Origin of the sequence: Streptomyces sp. NPDC048566, assembly GCF_043199735.1 — a bacterium.
Lineage (GTDB): Bacteria > Actinomycetota > Actinomycetes > Streptomycetales > Streptomycetaceae > Streptomyces.
In genome coordinates this window covers 100314-117538 of the sequence record NZ_JBICWL010000017.1, presented here as the reverse complement: position 1 = coordinate 117538, position 17225 = coordinate 100314, and the positions used below count along the sequence as shown (strand labels likewise).

Here is a 17225-nt window from a genome sequence, read left to right as displayed (position 1 = left end):
GTCGCCCCCGTGTCCGCAAGAGCTGGCTGCCTCGACCCCGGTCGCTTCTCGTCCATGTCCGGCTGGTTGCCCGAATCCGGCGGCTGAAGCCCTCGGGGACGCCGATGGACCGCCCTGGGGTGCCGCAGAGCGACCCGGGAGCATCGAGGGGGCTGAGAGGGCTGAGGGGGCTGAGGGGGTCGAAGGGGGGCGAGGGGCCGAGGGGGCTGAGAGGGCCGGCGGGAGCGGGGGAGGCCGCGCCGCCCCTCTCGCGCCGCGCCGCCCGTCTCGCGCCGCGGCGGCGTTTCGCCGGCGCTCGCCGACCACTTCACCCGCCTGGACAAAAAAAGTGGTCGGTGCGAGGGTGGAGGCATGTTGGACGTGACCGTGATCGAGGACGCCGAGGCCGCCGCCGCGGCGCTGGATCCCGTGAGGGCCCGGCTGCTGGCCGAGCTGGCCGCCGGGCCGGCGTCGGCGACGATGCTGGCCGGCAAGGTCGGTCTGCCCCGGCAGAAGGTGAACTACCACCTCAAGACGCTGGAGCGGCACGGCCTGGTCGAGCTGGCCGGCGAGCGCCGCAAGGGCAACGTCACCGAGCGGCTGATGCGCGCGACCGCCGCCTCGTACGTCATCTCGCCGCTCGCGCTCGCCGCCGTGCAGCCCGATCCGGACCGCTTCCGGGACCGGATGTCGGCCCGCTGGCTCCTGGCCCTCGGCGCCCGCCTCGTCCGGGACGTCGGCACCCTGGTCGTCGGTGCCGCCCGGGCCCGCAAGCGGCTGGCCACCTACGCCCTGGACGGCGAGGTGACGTTCGGCTCCGCGGCCGACCGGGCGGCCTTCATCGCGGAGTTGACGGCCGGCGTCGCCGCGCTCGTCGACAAGTACCACGACGGGGACGCGGCGGGCGGACGCCCGCACCGGATCGTCGTCGCCGTCCACCCCGCGGTCCGTCCCGAGGCGGCCGGAGCCCCCGCGTCCGAGGAGGCCGGGGAGGTCCGGGACGCGGGCGGCCCCCGGGCCCTGACCGGCGCCGCCCCCGCGGACGACAGGCCCGAGAACCACGAGACCGCCCGCTGACCCGGCCAGGAGCCCCGACCATGTCCCAGGAATTCGAGATCGTCCGCGAGTACGAGGTGGCCGTCGCCCCCCGGCAGGTGTGGGAGGCGGTCACCGACGGCAGCGGCGGCTGGCTGTGGCCGATGGAGTACGAGCCGCGCGAGGGGGGTGCCGGGCCCTTCGGGAGCACCGTCACCGTCTGGGAACCGCCGCACCGGCTGAGCGTGCGCAGCGAGGACGTCGGGTCCCCGACGCAGAGCCTCAACGTCGTCGACCACACCATCGAACCCCGGGACGGGGGCCGCGCCTCCTGGGTGCGCTACGTGCACAGCGGCATCTTCACCGACGACTGGGACAACCAGTACGACGGGGCCGACCGGCACACCGACTTCTATCTGCACACCCTGCGCGAGTACGTGACCCACTTCGCGGGACGCCCGGTCGCCTTCGCCTCCGCCGCGGGGCCCGCCGCCTCCTCGGCGGCCGGTTCCTTCGCCGCCGTGGGACGCGCCCTCGGCCTCGCGGACGGCACCGCCGCGGGGGCCGCGGTACGCGTACAGGGTCCGGACGGCGCGCAGTTCGACGCCGTGGTCGACTACCGGGACCCGTACTTCATCGGGCTGCGCACCGACGACGCCCTCGTCCGGTTCTTCGGACGGGACCACTGGGGCGCGCCGGTCGGCGTCAGCGTCCACGACTTCGCGCCGGACGCCGGGCCCGGGGCCGGCGGGAGCCCGTGGAAGCGCTGGCTGGAAGGCGTCTTCGCCGCCTGAGCCGCGCCCCGTCCACCGCCGCCGCGGGCGGACGGCGCGGAGCCCGGCCCACGGCAGGTCGTGCCGTGGGCCGGGCTCCGGTGCGTCCCCGTGACTACGGGCGGAACCGCAGCACCTGCGGGTCGTGGTCGCTGATCTGGTCGGAGAACTCCGAGTTGATGTGGACGCTGTCGTAGCGCAGGTCGCAGCCCCTGCGGATCGAGGGGCTGACCAGGATCTGGTCGAGGACCTGCGCGTTGCCCTGGTAGTCGTACGTGTAACGCTCGTTCTTCGGCAGCGACTTGATCGCCGACCAGAGGGCGCCGTCACCCTCCAGGATCTTCGTCGTGTCGGAGAACTCGAAGTCGTTGATGTCGCCGAGCGCGATGACGTCGGCGTTCCGCTGCGCCGCGAGCACCTCCTTGACGAAGGTGTTCACCACCGTCGCCTGGGCGTGCCGCTGCACCTCCGAGCTGCGCTTCGGCGGCTGGTACTGCGAGGTCAGCGCCTGGTCGCCGCCCTTGGAGTTCAGGTGGTTGGCTATCACGATCACGGTCTTGCCGCGGAAGACGAACTCCCCGGCGAGCGGCTTGCGGCTGTCCTCCCACGCGGCGTCGGCCGGGGCGACGCGGCCGGGCGACGCGGTGAGCTGCGCCTTGCCGTGCACCTTCCTCACACCGACGGCCGTCGTGGAGTCGCCGCCGGGGCGGTCGGTGAACGACACCCGCGCCGGGTTGAAGAGGAAGACCTGGCGGATGTTGCCGCCCGGCTGGCCGCCGTCCTCGTCGTTGACCGGGTCGACGGACCGCCAGTCGTAGCGGGGGCCGCCGGCCGCGACGATCGCGTCGATCAGCTTGTTCACCGTGACGTCGGCGGCGACGGTGCCGTCGTCGGTCGCGCCGTTGTTGTCCTGGATCTCCTCCAGGGACACGATGTCGGGCGACCGGAGGTTGTTCACGATCGCGGAGGCGTGGGCCTCGAACGTGGTGTCCGACGGGTCCAGGTTCTCGACGTTGTACGTCGCCACCGCCAGCTCGTGGCGTCCCTGCCGGTGCGTGGTCTCGCGCTCCAGGCCGCCCTTCTCCAGGGTGCCGAGCTGGTTGGCGACGAGCGTGTAGCCGCCGTACTGGGTGTAGTCGAGGGGGCCCGCGGTCGTGCCGGCGAGCTTGTCGCCGACGTTCGCGGTCGGGAAGTCGGCCGTCGCGCCGAGTGACTGGATCTGGAGCCGTCCGGTGTTCTGCGCGGTGTACGAGCCGTACAGCGAACCGCCCCGGGGGGTCGCGTTCTCGCGCGGCTTCACCGTGACCCACAGCTCGGTGTACGGGTCGGTGGCGGTGACCACGCGGGTGTCCGCGACCTGCACGTTCATGCCTTCGAGGGACTCGTAGTAGTCCAGGGCGTACGTCGCCGGCTCGAGCGGGAGGGCGTTGACCGAACCGGCCGCCGCGGTGTCGCCCGCGGGCGTGTAGGCGTCCGGCACCGAGCGGGCGTCGACGACCGTCGCGGCCGGCACGGGGTTGCCCGTGGAGGCGACGGCGACCGTGGCCTTGGTGATCTCGGTCACCGACTGGTTGCCGCTCGCGACGCCGCCGGGGACGTACTCCGAGACGGTGCCCGTGACGGTGACGGCGTCGCCGACCGCGACCTTCGGCGCGGAGCCGGTGTAGACGAAGACACCCTCACTGGTGGCCGGGTCGTCGTCCGCGTCGGGGTCCTGGAACCAGAAGCCCTTCGACGAACCGTAGGTCCGGACGCCGGTGACGACGCCGGGCACGTCCGTGACCGTCCTGCCCGCCAGCGGCGAGGTCCGGGTGGTGCCCTGGATGTCGTGGATGCGGACGGAGTCCGCGTGGGCCGGGGTGCTCAGCACCACGGCGGACAGGGTGGAGCAGACGGCTGCGACGGTCAGCGCGCCGATGCGCGACGTTCTCTTGCTCGGCAAGGGAGTCCTCCGGGGGCGTTCTTGGGCGCCGGGACGAGGGTGGGTGCTGGAAGGAGCGCGACCCGACGGCGGGCCGGTGACGCGCGTAGAAGTGGACGGTCCGCACGGCCGTTGAACTTCTACGCGCGTCAATCTCGTGTGTGGCGCAGGGAGTTGTCAAGGTTTCAGCGATGTCCGAGAGCTGTCCGAGACATGAACCGGGCGGCATGGGTGGAAATCCGTCTAGGCTGAGCTGTCGGCACGGACGCCCCGGGCGGCTTCGGATCCTCGGGTCCCGGCGCGCCCGGCGCCCTCCCGTGTCCGCCGCGGCCGACGGCGGCCCGCCGTCGCCGGGGCTCGGCCCCGGATGATCGCCCGTCCGGTCCGTGTGCCCTGCTCGTGAGGTTGTTCGGAGGAGAACCCAGCCGATGTCAGACAGCTCCTTGCCGCCGGTGCGGCTGCTCTCCGAGGCCCGGCTGGCGCGGGACGCGCTCGCCGCGCCCCTGCTCTCCCACGCCGCGCGGCTGGCCCGTTGGGCCGGGCCCGGCACCCGGGTGGGAGCCGGCGGCGAACTCGTCGAGGAACAGCTCCCCGAGGCGGCCGGCGTCCTCGGTCTGGCCGGCGACGACGCGGCCGCCCTGGCCGGTGAGGCCTGGCGGGTCGCCGTCGACACCGGGCTCGTCGAGATCACCGACGAGGAGGAGGGCACCGTCGCCGCGGGCGAGGACCTCGCCCTGCTCACCTCCGGAGCCCCGCAGGACGTCCTCGCCGTCTGGCTCGGCGCCCTCGACACCGTCCTCGCCGACGCCGCCGTGCCCGACCTCGACGACCTCGTCGAGGCCCTGGACGAGACCGGCGAGATCGACCTCTCCTCGCTGGACTGGGACCCCGAGGCGGAGGCCGAGTTCCTCGACGGCGTGCTCGGCAACCTGTACCTGCTGACCGTCGGCGAGGACACCGCCGACGAGGTCCCCGTGCCGCTGCCCGCGCTCGCCGCCTCCATGATCGTGCCGGACGACATGGGCGAGCCCACCGACGACGTCCTGGAACAGGTCTCGGACGCCATGATGCGCCTCGACGACCAGTTCCGGCTGCTGGAGCCCATCGGCCTCGTCGCCTTCCAGCCCGTCGACGAGGCACTCATGGCCGACGCCGACGAGGAGCCGGCCGCACCCGTCGACGACACCGACGTCTCCCGCTACGGCGTCGTCCGGCTGACCCCGCTCGGCCTCTACGGACTGCGTGCCCGCCTCGCCGAGGCCGGCTTCGCGGCCCCCGCCGTCGGCGACCTCGCCGACAAGGGTGCCGACGCACTCCTCGACGGCACCGCCGGCTTCCCGCCCGCCGCCGCGCAGGCCGAGATCGAGCAGTGGCTCGCCCGGCGCGAGGCGCTGCCCGCCGCCGGGGAACTGCTCGCCGCCGCACGCGGCGGCGACCCCGGTGCCCCGCTGCGCCGCCTGCACTGCCAGCAGGCACTCTCCCTGGTCGGCCCGGAGGCGGAGCCCGCACTGCGCGGCGTGCTCGACGATCCCGAACTGGGGGGCCTCGCCCGCGTCTGGCTGTCGGAGAACGGCGCCGCCGACGTGCCCCCGCCCTCCGAGGACCTCGTCTTCTGGCTCACCGTCGACACGATCGCCGCCCAACTCGCCGCCGAGGGCAACTCCGACGAGCTCCAGGCCCTGGTGGAGGGGCTGGCCCGGCAGCACAGCGGCTTCTTCGACACCGCCTGGCGCGTCGGCCACCCGGCGACCCCGGAGGTCCTCGACGCGATGGGGAGGCTGCACCCCGACAAGAAGATCGCCAAGGAGGCCCGCAAGGCGGCGTTCAAGGCCCGCTCCCAGCAGGCGGGCTGACGCCCGGCCCCGGGTGCCCGCGGCGCGGCCCCGGGCATCCGGCGGAGCGTACGCCGAGGCGGTGACCGGTCCCGCCGCCGCGAACGGGCCCGTCCCTCCGGCCACGCAACGGCTGTCGGCCGCAGTGCGGTCGGGGCCGGACCGTACCCGTCGAGCGGGCCGCGGACGCCGCGCGGCCCGATCGGCGGGCGCTGCTCCCTTCCGCCCGGCCCGCCCGCCCCGCCCGCCCGGCCCGCGCGGAGCGTTCGGCGCGGCCGGTGACGGCCCGACGTCCGTCCGCGCCGCCCGTGCGCCGGGCCCGCACCGGCCGCGCGACGGGTGGGGCGCGGACCGGGGCGAGCCAGTGCCCGGGCCCGGCGAACACCGCGCGGGGGAGCGGTGCCCGCCACGGCCGGGGCGGGTACGCGCACGCGGGTGCTCGGGTGCTCGGGTGCTCGGGTGCTCGGGTGCGACGACGGCGTCCGGGCGGCCGACGGGGTGCGGGATGGGGGCCGCGAGGGGTCCGGGCAGCGGCGGTGCCCGGCGCGGCGTGCGGTGCTCCGGATGCGCCGGGCGGGTGGATTCACGCAAGCGGGCCCCCTGGCGTCGGTGCGCGTTCAACTCGCGTTCAGACGGGGGCGGGACGGTGTGGCCGCGTACGAGGTCGCCACCCGCCCCCCACGGCAGCCCGAGTCCACCGTCACAGGAGACATCACATGTCGCTCACCCGCAGGGACTTCGCCAGACAGTCCGCGATCACCGGCGCAGGCGTGGCCCTGATCGGCAGCGTAGGAGCCCTCGCCACCGCGCCGAACGCGCTCGCGGCCACCGAGACGGACGCCCACGCCGGCGACGGGTCCGCCGCGGGCCGCCACGGTCACGACCACGGCCACTGCGGCGTCGGCTACGGTCCGCTCGTCACCGACCCCGAGGGCCTGCTCTCCCTCCCCGCCGGATTCAGCTACCGGGTCATCACCCACAGCGGTGTCACCAAGCTGGAGTCGGGTGAGTTCACCCCCTCCAACCACGACGGCACGTCCACCTTCAGCGGCCCGCGCGGCGCCACCCTGCTGGTGAACAACCACGAGCTGGCGGGCGCCCGCGCCAAGTGGCCCTTCCCCGTCCCGCTCGCCGAGGGCCTCGTCTACGACCCCGCCGCCGCGGGCGGCTGCACGGTCGTCGAGGTGCGCCGGGACAAGGTCGCCGAGTGGGTCGGCATCGCCGGCACGGCCACCAACTGCGCGGGCGGCAACACCCCGTGGGGCACCTGGCTCACCTGCGAGGAGACCGAGGACAAGGCCGGCACCAACGGCTTCACCAAGGACCACGGCTACGTCTTCGAGGTCGACCCCGAGGACCGCCGCCGCAACCGGGACCCCAAGCCCATCAAGGCCCTCGGCCGCTACGCCCACGAGGCCGTCGTCGTCGACCCCAAGCGCGGCCGCCTCTACCTCACCGAGGACGCCTCGGGCCCCAACGGCCTGCTGTACCGCTGGACGCCCCCGCAGGGCTTCGAGCACGGCCACGGCCGGCTCCGCACCCTCGGCGACACCGACGGCTCGCTCCAGGCCTTCAAGTGCTTCGACTCCGGCGGCCGGTACGTCGACGACCTTTCCCGCGCCACGAAGATCGGCACCGTGTACGGCGTGGACTGGGTGGACGTGCCCGACCGCGACGCGAAGACCGTCTCGGTCCGCAAGCAGTTCACCGACGGCCAGGTCACCCGCGCCCGCAAGCTCGAGGGCATGTGGTGGGGGGACGGCGGCGTCTACATCGTCTCCTCCTTCGCCCGTACCGAGAGCCCCGGCCGGCCGCACGACGGCGCCGTCTGGTTCTACGACCCCAAGCGCCGCACCCTGACGCTGAAGATCCTGCTGGGCGTGAACCCCGACCCGTCGGTGGACGGCGCGTTCGACGGCCCCGACAACATCACCGTCTCCCCGTACGGCGGGCTCGTCATCGCCGAGGACGGCGACGGCATCCAGCACCTCTTCGGCGCCACGGAGAGCGGCCGCACGTACCCGATCGCGCGCAACGAACTCAACATCGGCACGGCGGAGGAGCCCGAGTACAGCGAGTTCACCGGCGTCACCTTCTCGCCCGACGGCCGGACCCTCTACGCCAACATCCAGACGCCGGGCATCATGCTCGCCATCACCGGCCCCTGGAAGCGCCAGAAGCGCGGCTGAACACCCTTCCCCCCAAGCTCCCTGCCCGTCGGCGTCCCTGCCGGAGGGTGTCCGCGGCATCCGGCCCGGTCCCGTTCGCGGAGCGGGGTCCCGGGCGCGGCCGAGGGAGGGGGGCGAGGGAAGAGGGGCAGGGGCGCGAGAAGGCCGTGCGGGGCCCCGGGGGCGGGGAAGCGAGCCGCCCCCGGGGCCGGCGGGCCGCCCGGTCAGAGGGACTCGGCGGCCGGCTTCACCATGCTGCGGACGGTGCGGCCCTTGACGAACTCGCCCATGGCGGTCATCTCCCACTCGCCGGAGAACTGCCTGATCAGTTTCGCCATCATCACGCCCGTCTGCGCCTCGGCGTTGGTGAGGTCGAAGCGGACGAGTTCCTCGCCGGTGGCGGCGTCGAGGAGACGGCAGTAGGCCTTGGCGACCTCGGTGAACTTCTGGCCGGAGAAGGAGTTCACCGTGAACACCAGGCCGGTGACCTCCTGGGGCAGCCGGCCCAGGTCGACGGTGATCACCTCGTCGTCCCCGCCGCCCTCACCGGTGAGATTGTCACCGGAGTGCTTGATCGCGCCGTTCACGATCGACAGCTTGCCGAAGTAGCAGCTGTCGACGTGGTTGCGCTGCGGCCCGTAGGCGATGACCGAGGCGTCCAGGTCGATGTCCTTGCCGCGGTAGGCCGGCTCCCAGCCGAGGCCCATGCGGACCTGGGAGAGGAGGGGACGGCCGTCCTTGACCAGGGAGACCGTCTGGTTCTTCTGGAGGCTGACCCGGCCCTTGTCCAGGTTGATCTTCCCGCCGCCCGGGGCGGCGGCGGGGGGAGCCGGAGGCGCCGCCGGGGCCGGCGGAGCGGTGACGCGGGGGTCGGCGGCCGGCGCCGGGGGCGTCACGGGGGCCTGCGGTGCGGCGGCCTGCGGGGCGGCCGCAGCGGGCTCCTCCACGCTGACGCCGAAGTCGGTGGCGATGCCCGCCAGGCCGTTCGCGTACCCCTGGCCGACGGCGCGGGCCTTCCACGCGCCGTTGCGGAGGTAGATCTCGACGATCACCAGGGCCGTCTCCGTGCCCAGCCGGGGCGGGGTGAAGGTGGCCAGCACCGCGCCGTCGTCCGCGCCGCGGATCGTCGCGGTGGGCTCGATGCCCTGGAAGGACTGGCCGGCGGCGTCCGGGCTCGCCGTGACGACGATCTTCTCGATGCCCGGCGGGACCGCGGACGTGTCGACGGTGATCGCGTCCGGTGCGGCGCCGCCGCCGGAGCGGTAGGTCACGCCGGGGCCGGCGGGCTGGTTGTAGAAGATGAAGTCCTCGTCGGAGCGCACCTTGCCGTCGGCGGTGAGCAGCAGGCCCGACACGTCGAGCCGCACCGGGGCGGTGACGTCCACCGTCACGCGGGAGACGGGGAGGGGGATGTTCGAGCCGGGGGTCATAGCGGTCATGCCTGGGGTAACGAGCAAGGGCGCTTTACCGTTCCCTTACCCGGGACCCGGGACCCGGGAGCGAGGGCGGGACGAGCGGTCCGCCCCCGCACCGCACCGGACGGGTCAGGGCACGACGACGATCTTCCGTCCGACGCCGGAGGCGAACTGGGCCAGGGCCTCGGGATAGCCGCTCAGCGGCAGGCGGTCGCTGATGAAGACCGACGGGTCGAGGACCCCGGTCGCGAAGAGCTCCGCGGCGCGCTCGAAGCTGTGCAGCACGGCCATCGAGCCGGTGATGGTGATCTCCTGGTTGTAGATGCGGTACGGGTCGATCGTCACCCGGGTCGCGTAGTCGGCCACCCCGAACTGGAGGAACGTGCCGGCCTTGGCGACCCGGTCCAGCCCGTCCTGGATCGCGGCGGCGTTCCCGGTGGCGTCGATCACCAGGTCCCAGCCCTGCGGGCGGTCCAGCTCGTCGGGGGTCGCCGCCGAGCCGGAGACCCCCAGGGACTGGGCGGTGGCCAGGCGCTCGGCGTTGAGGTCGACGACGTCGACACGGGCCGCGCCGGTGCGCTTGGCGAGCTCCAGCATCATCAGCCCCATCGTTCCCGAGCCGTAGATGAGGACGTGGGCGCCGAGCCGGGACCGCAGGACGTCGTAGCCGCGGACGGCGCAGGAGAGCGGCTCGACGAGGGCCGCGTCCTGGGTGCGGACGTGCTCGGGGAGCTTCACGCAGTTCGCGACGGGCGCGGTCGCGTACTGGGCGGCGCCGCCCGCGGTGGTCACGCCGATCGCGGCCCACCGTTCGCAGAGGTTGTTGTGGCCGGTCCGGCAGTAGCGGCACTCGTAGCAGTACAGCGAGGGGTCGACGGCGACGCGGTCGCCGACGGCGAGTTCGGTGACCTGGGTGCCGACCCCGACGATCTCGCCCGCGAACTCGTGGCCCGGCACGATCGGCAGCTTGGGCGCGAACTCGCCCTGGAGGATGTGCAGGTCGGTGCCGCACAGGCCGCAGGCGGCGACCTCGACCACCACCTCGCGGGGTCCGGGCGTGGGGTCCGGGACCTCGGTGACGACGGCGCGGCCGACGGACTCGATGACTGCGGCCTTCATTTCACGGCTCCCAACGACAGGCCCTGGACCAGTTTGTCCTGGGCGGCGAACCCCGCGGCGAGCACCGGCAGGGAGACGACGAGCGAGGCGGCGCACACCTTCGCCAGGAACAGGCCCTGGCTGGTGATGAACCCGGTGAGGAAGACGGGGGCGGTCTCGGCGACCACACCGGTGAGCACCCGGGCGAAGAGCAGTTCGTTCCAGCTGAAGATGAAGCAGATCAGGGCGGTCGCGGCGATGCCCGGCAGGGCGATGGGCGCCACCACGCGGGCCAGCACGGTCGGCAGCCGGGCCCCGTCGATCTGCGCCGCCTCGATCACCGCGACGGGGACCTCGGCGAGGAAGGACTGCATCATCCACACCGCGATCGGCAGGTTCATGGACGTGTAGAGGACGACCAGCAGCCAGATGTTGTCGAGCATGCCGGTGTTCTTGGCGAAGAGGTAGATCGGCAGCAGGCCCGCCACCACGGGCAGCATCTTGGTGGACAGGAAGAAGAACAGGACGTCGGTCCACTTCTTCACCGGCCGGATGGACAGCGCGTAGGCGGCCGGCAGGGCGAGGAGCAGGACGCACAGGGTGGAGACGACCGAGGCCACCGTGGAGTTGGCGAGCGCGGGCCAGGGGCTCGCGCCGCCGCCCGTGCCGAAGAACTCGCGGTAGCCGTCGAGGGTCAGGGACGCGCCGAGGGCGGGCGGGTTGCTGGCCGCGTCGGACTCGGAGTGGAAGGAGGTCAGGGCCATCCAGGCGATGGGCAGGAAGAACACGATGCCCAGCGCCCAGGCCGCCAGGCCCAGGCCGGCTCCCTTGGCACGGCGGCTGCGGGCGTGCGTCGTCGCGGTGGCGCTCATCAGCGGGACACCTCCTCACGGAACAGGGACGACACGACGCGCAGGGCGAAGGTCGCGATGACGATCGAGCCGATGACCACCAGGACGCCGGCCGCCGAGGCGAGGCCGTTCTCGTGGGCCTGGTAGAAGCTCTGGTAGACGGTGTAGGGCAGGTTGGCGGTTCCGAGGCCGCCCGAGGTGAGGGTGAACACCGCGTCGAAGTTCTGGACGATGTAGATCGAGCCGAGCAGCGCGCCCAGTTCGAGGTACCGGCGCAGGTGCGGCAGCGTGAGGTGGACGAAGACCTGCCAGTCGTTCGCGCCGTCCACCCGGGCCGCCTCGATCTGCTGGTGGTCGCGGCTCTGCAGCCCGGCCAGCAGGATCAGCATCATGAACGGCGTCCACTGCCACACCAGGGAGGCCTCGACCGCGAGCAGCGGGGTGTTGGAGATCCAGTCGGGCTGAGGTCCGCCCACGGCGTGCAGCAGGCCGTTGAGCAGCCCGTACTCGGGGTTGTAGAGCACGTGCTTCCACAGCAGGGCCGCCGCCACCGGGACCACCAGGAACGGGGCGATCAGCAGGGTGCGGACGATGCCGCGGCCCCGGAACCGCCGGTCCAGCAGCAGGGCGAGGCCCAGCCCGAGCACCAGGCTCGCCAGGACGACGGTGACGGTCAGCAGGACGGTCGTCCACACGGACTGCCGCAGGGAGGCGTCGGTCAGGACGTCGGCGTAGTTGCCGAAACCGGTGAAGTGGCGGGCCTTGGGATAGAGGGCGTTCCAGTCGAAGAAGGAGATCACCAGGGTGGCGACGAAGGGGAGTTGGGTCACCACGATCATGAAGATCAGGGCGGGGAGCAGCGGTCCGCGCCGTGCCCAGGCGCGCAGCCGGGCCGGCGGTTGCTGGTGGGTGCGTACGGGTGGGGCGGCCACGCGGGCCGTGGTCGTGGCGGTCATCGTCCCTCGTACTCCTTGGAGATCTGCTCGGCGAGTTTCTGGGACGTGCTCAGGGCCGCGTCGACGGACTGGCGTCCGGCGATGGCCGCGCTGATCTCCTGCGAGACCTTGGTTCCGAGGTCGGTGAACTCGGGGATGCCGACGAACTGGATGCCGGGGGCGGGGCGCGGCTGGACGCCGGGGTCCTTCGGGCGGGCGCCCTCGATGGCCTCGCGGGTCATGTCCTGGAAGGCCGCCGCCTCCTTGCGGTAGGCGGCGTTGGTGTAGGTCGAGGCGCGCTTGCCGGCCGGCACGTCGGACCAGCCGGCGGTGTCCCCGACGAGTTGCTCGTACTGCCGGGAGGAGGCCCAGGAGACGAACTTCCACGCCTTGTCGGCGTTGTGCGATGCCTTCTGCATGCCCCAGGCCCAGGTGTAGAGCCAGCCGGAGGACTCGGTCTTCTCGACCGGCGCGGGCGCGTAGCCGAGCTTGCCCCGGACCGGGGAGTCCCCGGCCTCCAGCAGGCCGGCGGCGGACGTGGCGTCGTACCACATGGCCGTCTTGCCCTGGGTCATGTTGTTGAGGCATTCGGCGAAGCCGGCCTGCGCCGCTCCGGACTCGCCGTGCTCGCGCACCAGGTCCACGTAGAAGGCGGTGGCCTTCCTGAACTCGGGGGAGTCCAGGCGTGCCTTCCAGTCCTTGTCGAACCAGGTGCCGCCGAAGGTGTTCACGACCGTGGTGAGCGGAGCCATGATCTCGCCCCAGCCGGGCAGGCCGCGCAGGCAGATGCCCTTCATGCCGGGCTCGGCGCCGTCGGCCCTCGCCGCGAGGTCGGCCACCTCCTGCCAGGTGGGATGGGCGGGCATCTTCAGGCCCTTGGCGGCGAAGACGTCCTTGCGGTACATGAGGAAGGACGACTCGCCGTAGAACGGCTGGCCGTACAGCTTGCCGTCGTCGGCGGTCAGCGACTGCCGCATCGGCTTGAGGATGTCCTGCTCGTCGTAGGCGGGGTCGTCGGCGACGTAGGAGTCCATCTCGTGCAGCCAGCCGTTGCGGGCGTAGATGGGTATCTCGTAGTTGGACAGCGTGGCCACGTCGTACTGGCCGGCCTGGTTGGCGAAGTCCTGGCTGATCTTGTCGCGGACGTCGTTCTCCGGCAGGACGGTGAAGTTCACCTTGATGCCGGTGTCCTTGGTGAAGTGGGCCTTGGTGAGTTTCTGCAGCTCGACCATCTGCGGGTTGTTCACCATCAGGACGTTGATGGAGTTCCCGCCGGAGCCGGCCCCGCCCGCTCCGGCCCAGCAGCCGGAGAGGAGCGGGGTGAGCAGCGTCCCTGCGGCGACCGCGGCGAGCAGCGCGCGCGGCCTCCGTCGGCTCGGGGTTCGCATGGATCACTCCTGGAGAAATCTGGAGGAACGGGGAGACAGCGGGCGGTACGAGGCAGGGCGGTGCCCCGGGATGAGGATGCGGGGGAAGATCGTTCGGTTGTCAGACGCGGATGACCTGGGGGCCCTGGAGGGAGTAGCGGTGCGCCTCGGACGCCGGGAGCAGCGTGCTCGTGACGATCGCCTCCAGGGCGCTGATGTCGGCGAACCGGCAGAAGCTGACGGCGCCGAACTTGGTGTGCGTTCCGGCGAAGACGGTGCGCCGGGACGCCCTGATCGCCTGTGCCTTGACCTCGCTGACGGCCGGGTCGGGGGTGGTGAGGCCGTGTTCGCGGGAGATGCCGTTGGCGCCGATGAACGCCAGGTCGATGACGAAGCCGGCGAGCATCTTCGTCGTCCAGTGGTCGACGGTGGCGAGGGTGCCGGGGCGGACCCGGCCGCCGAGCAGCAGGACGCCGGTGTTCTCGGCCTCGGCGAGCGCGCCCGCGGTGGCGAGGGAGGCGGTGACGACGGTCAGTTGCCGGTCCCGGGGCAGCGCCTCGGCGATGAGCTGCGGGGTGAAGCCCTCGTCGACGAAGACGGTCTCGGCGTCCCCGAGCAGGTCGGCCGCGGCGGCGGCGATCCGGCGCTTCTCGGGCACGTGGCTCGTGGTGCGGAAGGCGAGCGTGGTCTCGAATCCGGCGCTCTCCACGGGGTAGGCGCCGCCGTGGGTGCGGCGCACCAGACCGTGGTCCTCCAGGGTGCGCAGGTCGCGCCGGACGGTCTCCTTGGCGACGCCCAGGGCGTCGGCGAGTTCCGTGACGTCGACCGAGCCCGTGCGGCGTGCCACCCGGACGATCTCGCGCTGTCGTTCTTCCGCCGTCATCGCCGTCATGGTCTCACCCGCTCCCTCGCGCACTGCCCGTTCGGGCCCGGTGGAGCCCTTGAGGGAAGTTCTACAGCGGGTACCGGCCACTCACCAGGTCTGTTGACCGCCCGATCCTGCCCGGCTGTGCCCGCTCGGCCGGGTCGCCCTCGCCGGACGACCTGGGAAGCGGCGCGAGCGGGGGTGTGTTCGGGCAGCGCGGGTGCCCGAACACCGGGGAGGGCGGGCCCGTTCGGTGCCCGCCCGCCGTCCCGCCGGTGCCGCGTCGCGCCTCAGTGCGGCCAGATCGGCGGGTCGGTGGTGAAGTGGCCCCCCAGGTGGGCCTGGCCGGGGTCGTCCGGGTCGAGTTCGCCCTGCTCGGCGACGAGCCGGGCGGCGTGCGGCTCGGAGTCGTCGCGCGGCTCGTAGCCGAGGGCCCGCGCGCTGGAGAGGTCCCACCACAGGCGGGTGTTGGCGGAGGAGCCGTAGACGACGGTGTGTCCCACGTCCTCGGCGGTGAGGGCGGCGTGGACGAGGCGGGCGCCGTCCTCCGGGCTCAGCCAGACCGACAGCATGCGCACGGTGGTGGGCTCCGGGCAGCAGGCGCCGATGCGCACCGAGACGGTCTCCAGGCCGTGCTTGTCCCAGTAGAACTGGGCCAGGTCCTCGCCGAAGGACTTGGACAGCCCGTAGAGGGTGTCGGGGCGGCGCGGGGTGTCGACCGGGATCAGCGGGTCGCCGTCACGCGGGCGGGGGGTGAAGCCCACCGCGTGGTTGGACGAGGCGAACACGATCCGGGCCACCCCCGCCTCGTGCGCCGCCTCGTACAGGTGGTGGGTGCCCTCGATGTTGGCCTTGAGGATCCTGTCGAAGGAGGACTCCAGCGAGATGCCCGCGAGGTGGACGATCGCGTCGACGCCGCGTACCGCCGCGCGCAGCGCCGTCCGGTCCGCGAGGTCCGCGGTGACGGCCCCGGGTTCGCCCTCCACCGGGCGCATGTCGAACAGGCGCAGGGTGTGGCCGTACCGCGGCAGCAGCCCGCGCATCAGGGTGCCGAGCCCGCCGGCGGCTCCGGTGAGCAGGACGGTGCGGGGAGCGGGCATACGGGTCTCCTCGGTGCGGGCCGGTCCGCCGCGGTGGCGGCTCCGCCGGCCGGGACGCCCGCGAGGGCGATCGTCTTCGTGCAGGAGATTCACATGCCTGGGCACGCTAGGGATCGCCGACGGATCGCGTCAAGGGCTGCGCGGGTGAGGAGTGCGGCACCGGCGAGTCCCCGCGCCGACCCCGAGGAGTTCGCCGTCCGCGACGGGCCGCCGCGGAGGTCACCGCGGGACGCGTGCCGGTGGTCGCGGCCGCCGGATGAGGGTCGTGAACGGGCGGGAGCGACGGTGCTCCCGGGCGACGGCTCCCCGGCCCCGCCCCCGGGGAACCGCGGGGCGGTCAGTCCCGCAGCAGCGCGCAGACGAAGTTCTCCTCGACCGCGCGGACCCTCTCCAGCAGGTCCGGCGTGGTCTCCTTGTTCACCTGGGTGGTGAGCGAGAAGGTCAGCGAACGCCGGCCGTCCGCGGTCGCCGCGATCAGCTGCGTGTAGCCGGGGAAGTTGCCGGTGTGGCCGAGGACCACTCCGCAGCGGGTCGTGTAGCGGAAGATCGCGGCCCCCGCCGCGTTCCTGCCCGGGCCCGCCGGCTCGGAGGCGCCGTCGACCCAGCGCCGCTGCTCGCGCAGCGTGGCCGGCGACACCAGGGCCCCGCCCGCGTAGCCGCTGACGAAACGCGTCATGTCCGCCGGGGTCGACACGATGCCGCCCGAGGCCCACACCCCCGACGCGCCGAGCGCCTCGCTCACGTCCTCCGGCGGGCCGGGCGGCGTGACGTCGTAGCCGTGCATGTACGGCTCGGGCATCCGGTAGCCCTGCGGGAGGCTGGTCTCGCGCAGGCCCAGCGGCCGGTAGATCAGGCCGCGCAGCAGTTCCTCGTAGCGTCTGCCGGTGGCCGCCTCGGCCATCAGCGCGACGGCGATGTTGTCGGAGTTGGAGTACGCGTAGCGCGATCCCGGGCGGAACAGCAGCGGATCGCCGGCCACGTAGTCGAGGAGCCGCCGGGAGTCGAAGCGGTGGTGCGGGTCGGCCGTGAGGACCTTCGCGAACGCCGGGCTGCGCGTGTAGTCGGGCAGGCCGCTGGTGTGGTTCAGCAGCTGACGCAGCGTCACCGCGTGCCACTTCCGGGGCAGGGACGGCAGCCGGCGTCCGATGGTGTCGCCGAGCCGCAGCGCGCCCCGGTCCACCAGGCGCAGCGCGACGGCCCCGCTGAACGCCTTCGCCGTGCTGGCGATCCGCATGTGGTCGCCGGTCGAGATCGGGCGCCCGCTCTCCACGTCCGCGACACCGGCGCGCACGACGCGCACGTCGCCGCCCCGCCGCAGCACGGCGATGGCACCGGGCGGTCCGCCGGGGCCGCGCACCAGCTCGTCGAGCTGTCGGCGCAGGGCCCGGTCCCGGTCGCGGTCGGCCGGCGCGGCGGAGTCCGCGCCGGCGGGGACGGACACGGCACCGGTCAGGCAGGCGGCGGCCAGCAGCGCGGCGAGCGGCAGGCGCAGCCGGGGCCGGCGGGACGGGGGTGATGACGGCATGGGGTTCTCCCGGGTCGGTCGGAGGCCGGAGCACGCCCAGCTTCGACCCCGCGCCGGCGGCTCGCCCGCGCCGCTGCTGCATCCGGCCGAGCGCCCTCACCACGGCCGGACGCGCGGGGCCCCCGTCCGCCCCGCCCGCCCGTGTGCGCGGTTGCTGTGGTCCGCTTCTCTCGCCGGGTGCTCCGCGCGGGAACGGCCGGTCGGGAGGGGCCTCGGTCAGCCTCCGGCCCGTCCGGCCGGGGCCGCGCCGGCCGCACGGTGGAGCTGCCGCTCCGGCCCCGTTCGGCCGCTGAGAGGGGCCGATGCGCCGGGGACTCGCCTCGCCACCGGCCCGTCGGCTGCCGCCCGGCCCGTCCGCCCC

At 73.4% G+C, this 17225-nt stretch carries 13 protein-coding genes; 4 read left to right on the top strand and 9 right to left on the bottom strand.

Going from position 1 to position 17225, the window contains the following annotated elements:
- Positions 1 to 351 precede the first annotated feature (351 nt).
- Together ACGFS9_RS23815 and ACGFS9_RS23810 are read left to right on the top strand one after the other, a co-directional pair.
- Complete coding sequence (locus ACGFS9_RS23815) at positions 352 to 1056, top strand: ArsR/SmtB family transcription factor (RefSeq protein ID WP_393255956.1); 705 nt, start codon at positions 352 to 354, stop codon at positions 1054 to 1056.
- Between the two features lie 20 nt (positions 1057 to 1076).
- Positions 1077 to 1808, top strand: coding sequence for an SRPBCC domain-containing protein (locus ACGFS9_RS23810; protein WP_393255955.1), 732 nt, complete (start codon positions 1077 to 1079; stop codon positions 1806 to 1808).
- Positions 1809 to 1902: 94 nt separating this feature from the next.
- On the opposite strand, the gene ACGFS9_RS23805 is transcribed toward ACGFS9_RS23810, so the two are convergent.
- Complete coding sequence (locus tag ACGFS9_RS23805; RefSeq protein WP_393255953.1) at positions 1903 to 3729, bottom strand: endonuclease/exonuclease/phosphatase family protein; 1827 nt, start codon at positions 3727 to 3729, stop codon at positions 1903 to 1905.
- 407 nt (positions 3730 to 4136) lie between these two features.
- On the opposite strand from ACGFS9_RS23805, the gene ACGFS9_RS23800 reads away from it, so the two are divergent.
- Together ACGFS9_RS23800 and ACGFS9_RS23795 are read left to right on the top strand one after the other, a co-directional pair.
- Positions 4137 to 5561, top strand: coding sequence for a hypothetical protein (locus tag ACGFS9_RS23800; protein WP_393255952.1), 1425 nt, complete (start codon positions 4137 to 4139; stop codon positions 5559 to 5561).
- A gap of 695 nt (positions 5562 to 6256) precedes the next feature.
- Positions 6257 to 7729 (top strand): alkaline phosphatase PhoX, encoded by a 1473-nt coding sequence (locus ACGFS9_RS23795; protein WP_393255951.1) that lies wholly within the window; start codon positions 6257 to 6259, stop codon positions 7727 to 7729.
- A gap of 203 nt (positions 7730 to 7932) precedes the next feature.
- Here ACGFS9_RS23795 and ACGFS9_RS23790 read toward each other — a convergent pair whose 3' ends face one another.
- From ACGFS9_RS23790 to ACGFS9_RS23755, 8 genes are all read right to left on the bottom strand, one after another.
- On the bottom strand, positions 7933 to 9138 hold the full coding sequence (locus tag ACGFS9_RS23790; protein ID WP_393256002.1) for a TerD family protein: 1206 nt from the start codon (positions 9136 to 9138) through the stop codon (positions 7933 to 7935).
- A gap of 114 nt (positions 9139 to 9252) precedes the next feature.
- Positions 9253 to 10242: a zinc-dependent alcohol dehydrogenase family protein gene (locus tag ACGFS9_RS23785; RefSeq protein ID WP_393255949.1), complete on the bottom strand. Its 990-nt coding sequence runs from the start codon at positions 10240 to 10242 to the stop codon at positions 9253 to 9255.
- Entirely contained in the window at positions 10239 to 11093 is an 855-nt protein-coding gene (locus tag ACGFS9_RS23780) for a carbohydrate ABC transporter permease (RefSeq protein ID WP_393255947.1), read from the bottom strand. Before ACGFS9_RS23780 ends, ACGFS9_RS23785 begins: the two co-directional genes overlap by 4 nt.
- Positions 11093 to 12028 (bottom strand): carbohydrate ABC transporter permease, encoded by a 936-nt coding sequence (locus ACGFS9_RS23775; RefSeq protein ID WP_393255945.1) that lies wholly within the window; start codon positions 12026 to 12028, stop codon positions 11093 to 11095. Before ACGFS9_RS23775 ends, ACGFS9_RS23780 begins: the two co-directional genes overlap by 1 nt.
- Positions 12025 to 13395 carry an ABC transporter substrate-binding protein gene (locus ACGFS9_RS23770; RefSeq protein WP_393255943.1) on the bottom strand — a complete coding sequence of 457 codons (1371 nt, stop codon included), beginning with the start codon at positions 13393 to 13395 and terminating at the stop codon, positions 12025 to 12027. Before ACGFS9_RS23770 ends, ACGFS9_RS23775 begins: the two co-directional genes overlap by 4 nt.
- A 100-nt stretch (positions 13396 to 13495) precedes the next feature.
- Positions 13496 to 14266, bottom strand: coding sequence for a DeoR/GlpR family DNA-binding transcription regulator (locus tag ACGFS9_RS23765; protein WP_393255941.1), 771 nt, complete (start codon positions 14264 to 14266; stop codon positions 13496 to 13498).
- Positions 14267 to 14529: 263 nt separating this feature from the next.
- A complete protein-coding gene (locus tag ACGFS9_RS23760; protein ID WP_393255940.1) occupies positions 14530 to 15339 on the bottom strand; it encodes an NAD-dependent epimerase/dehydratase family protein in 810 nt (269 codons plus the stop codon).
- 337 nt (positions 15340 to 15676) lie between these two features.
- A complete protein-coding gene (locus tag ACGFS9_RS23755; protein ID WP_393255938.1) occupies positions 15677 to 16864 on the bottom strand; it encodes a serine hydrolase domain-containing protein in 1188 nt (395 codons plus the stop codon).
- Positions 16865 to 17225 lie beyond the last annotated feature (361 nt).

Bases quoted from the DNA above. Each gene is read 5' to 3' on its own strand.
- ACGFS9_RS23810 (WP_393255955.1), top strand. From the start codon at position 1,077: ATGTCCCAGGAATTCGAGATCGTCCGCGAGTACGAGGTGGCCGTCGCC.
- ACGFS9_RS23765 (WP_393255941.1), bottom strand. From the start codon at position 14,266: ATGACGGCGATGACGGCGGAAGAACGACAGCGCGAGATCGTCCGGGTG.
- ACGFS9_RS23770 (WP_393255943.1), bottom strand. From the start codon at position 13,395: ATGCGAACCCCGAGCCGACGGAGGCCGCGCGCGCTGCTCGCCGCGGTC.
- ACGFS9_RS23785 (WP_393255949.1), bottom strand. From the start codon at position 10,242: ATGAAGGCCGCAGTCATCGAGTCCGTCGGCCGCGCCGTCGTCACCGAG.
- ACGFS9_RS23775 (WP_393255945.1), bottom strand. From the start codon at position 12,028: ATGACCGCCACGACCACGGCCCGCGTGGCCGCCCCACCCGTACGCACC.
- ACGFS9_RS23755 (WP_393255938.1), bottom strand. From the start codon at position 16,864: ATGCCGTCATCACCCCCGTCCCGCCGGCCCCGGCTGCGCCTGCCGCTC.
- ACGFS9_RS23795 (WP_393255951.1), top strand. From the start codon at position 6,257: ATGTCGCTCACCCGCAGGGACTTCGCCAGACAGTCCGCGATCACCGGC.
- ACGFS9_RS23760 (WP_393255940.1), bottom strand. From the start codon at position 15,339: ATGCCCGCTCCCCGCACCGTCCTGCTCACCGGAGCCGCCGGCGGGCTC.
- ACGFS9_RS23800 (WP_393255952.1), top strand. From the start codon at position 4,137: ATGTCAGACAGCTCCTTGCCGCCGGTGCGGCTGCTCTCCGAGGCCCGG.
- ACGFS9_RS23815 (WP_393255956.1), top strand. From the start codon at position 352: ATGTTGGACGTGACCGTGATCGAGGACGCCGAGGCCGCCGCCGCGGCG.
- ACGFS9_RS23780 (WP_393255947.1), bottom strand. From the start codon at position 11,093: ATGAGCGCCACCGCGACGACGCACGCCCGCAGCCGCCGTGCCAAGGGA.
- ACGFS9_RS23790 (WP_393256002.1), bottom strand. From the start codon at position 9,138: ATGACCCCCGGCTCGAACATCCCCCTCCCCGTCTCCCGCGTGACGGTG.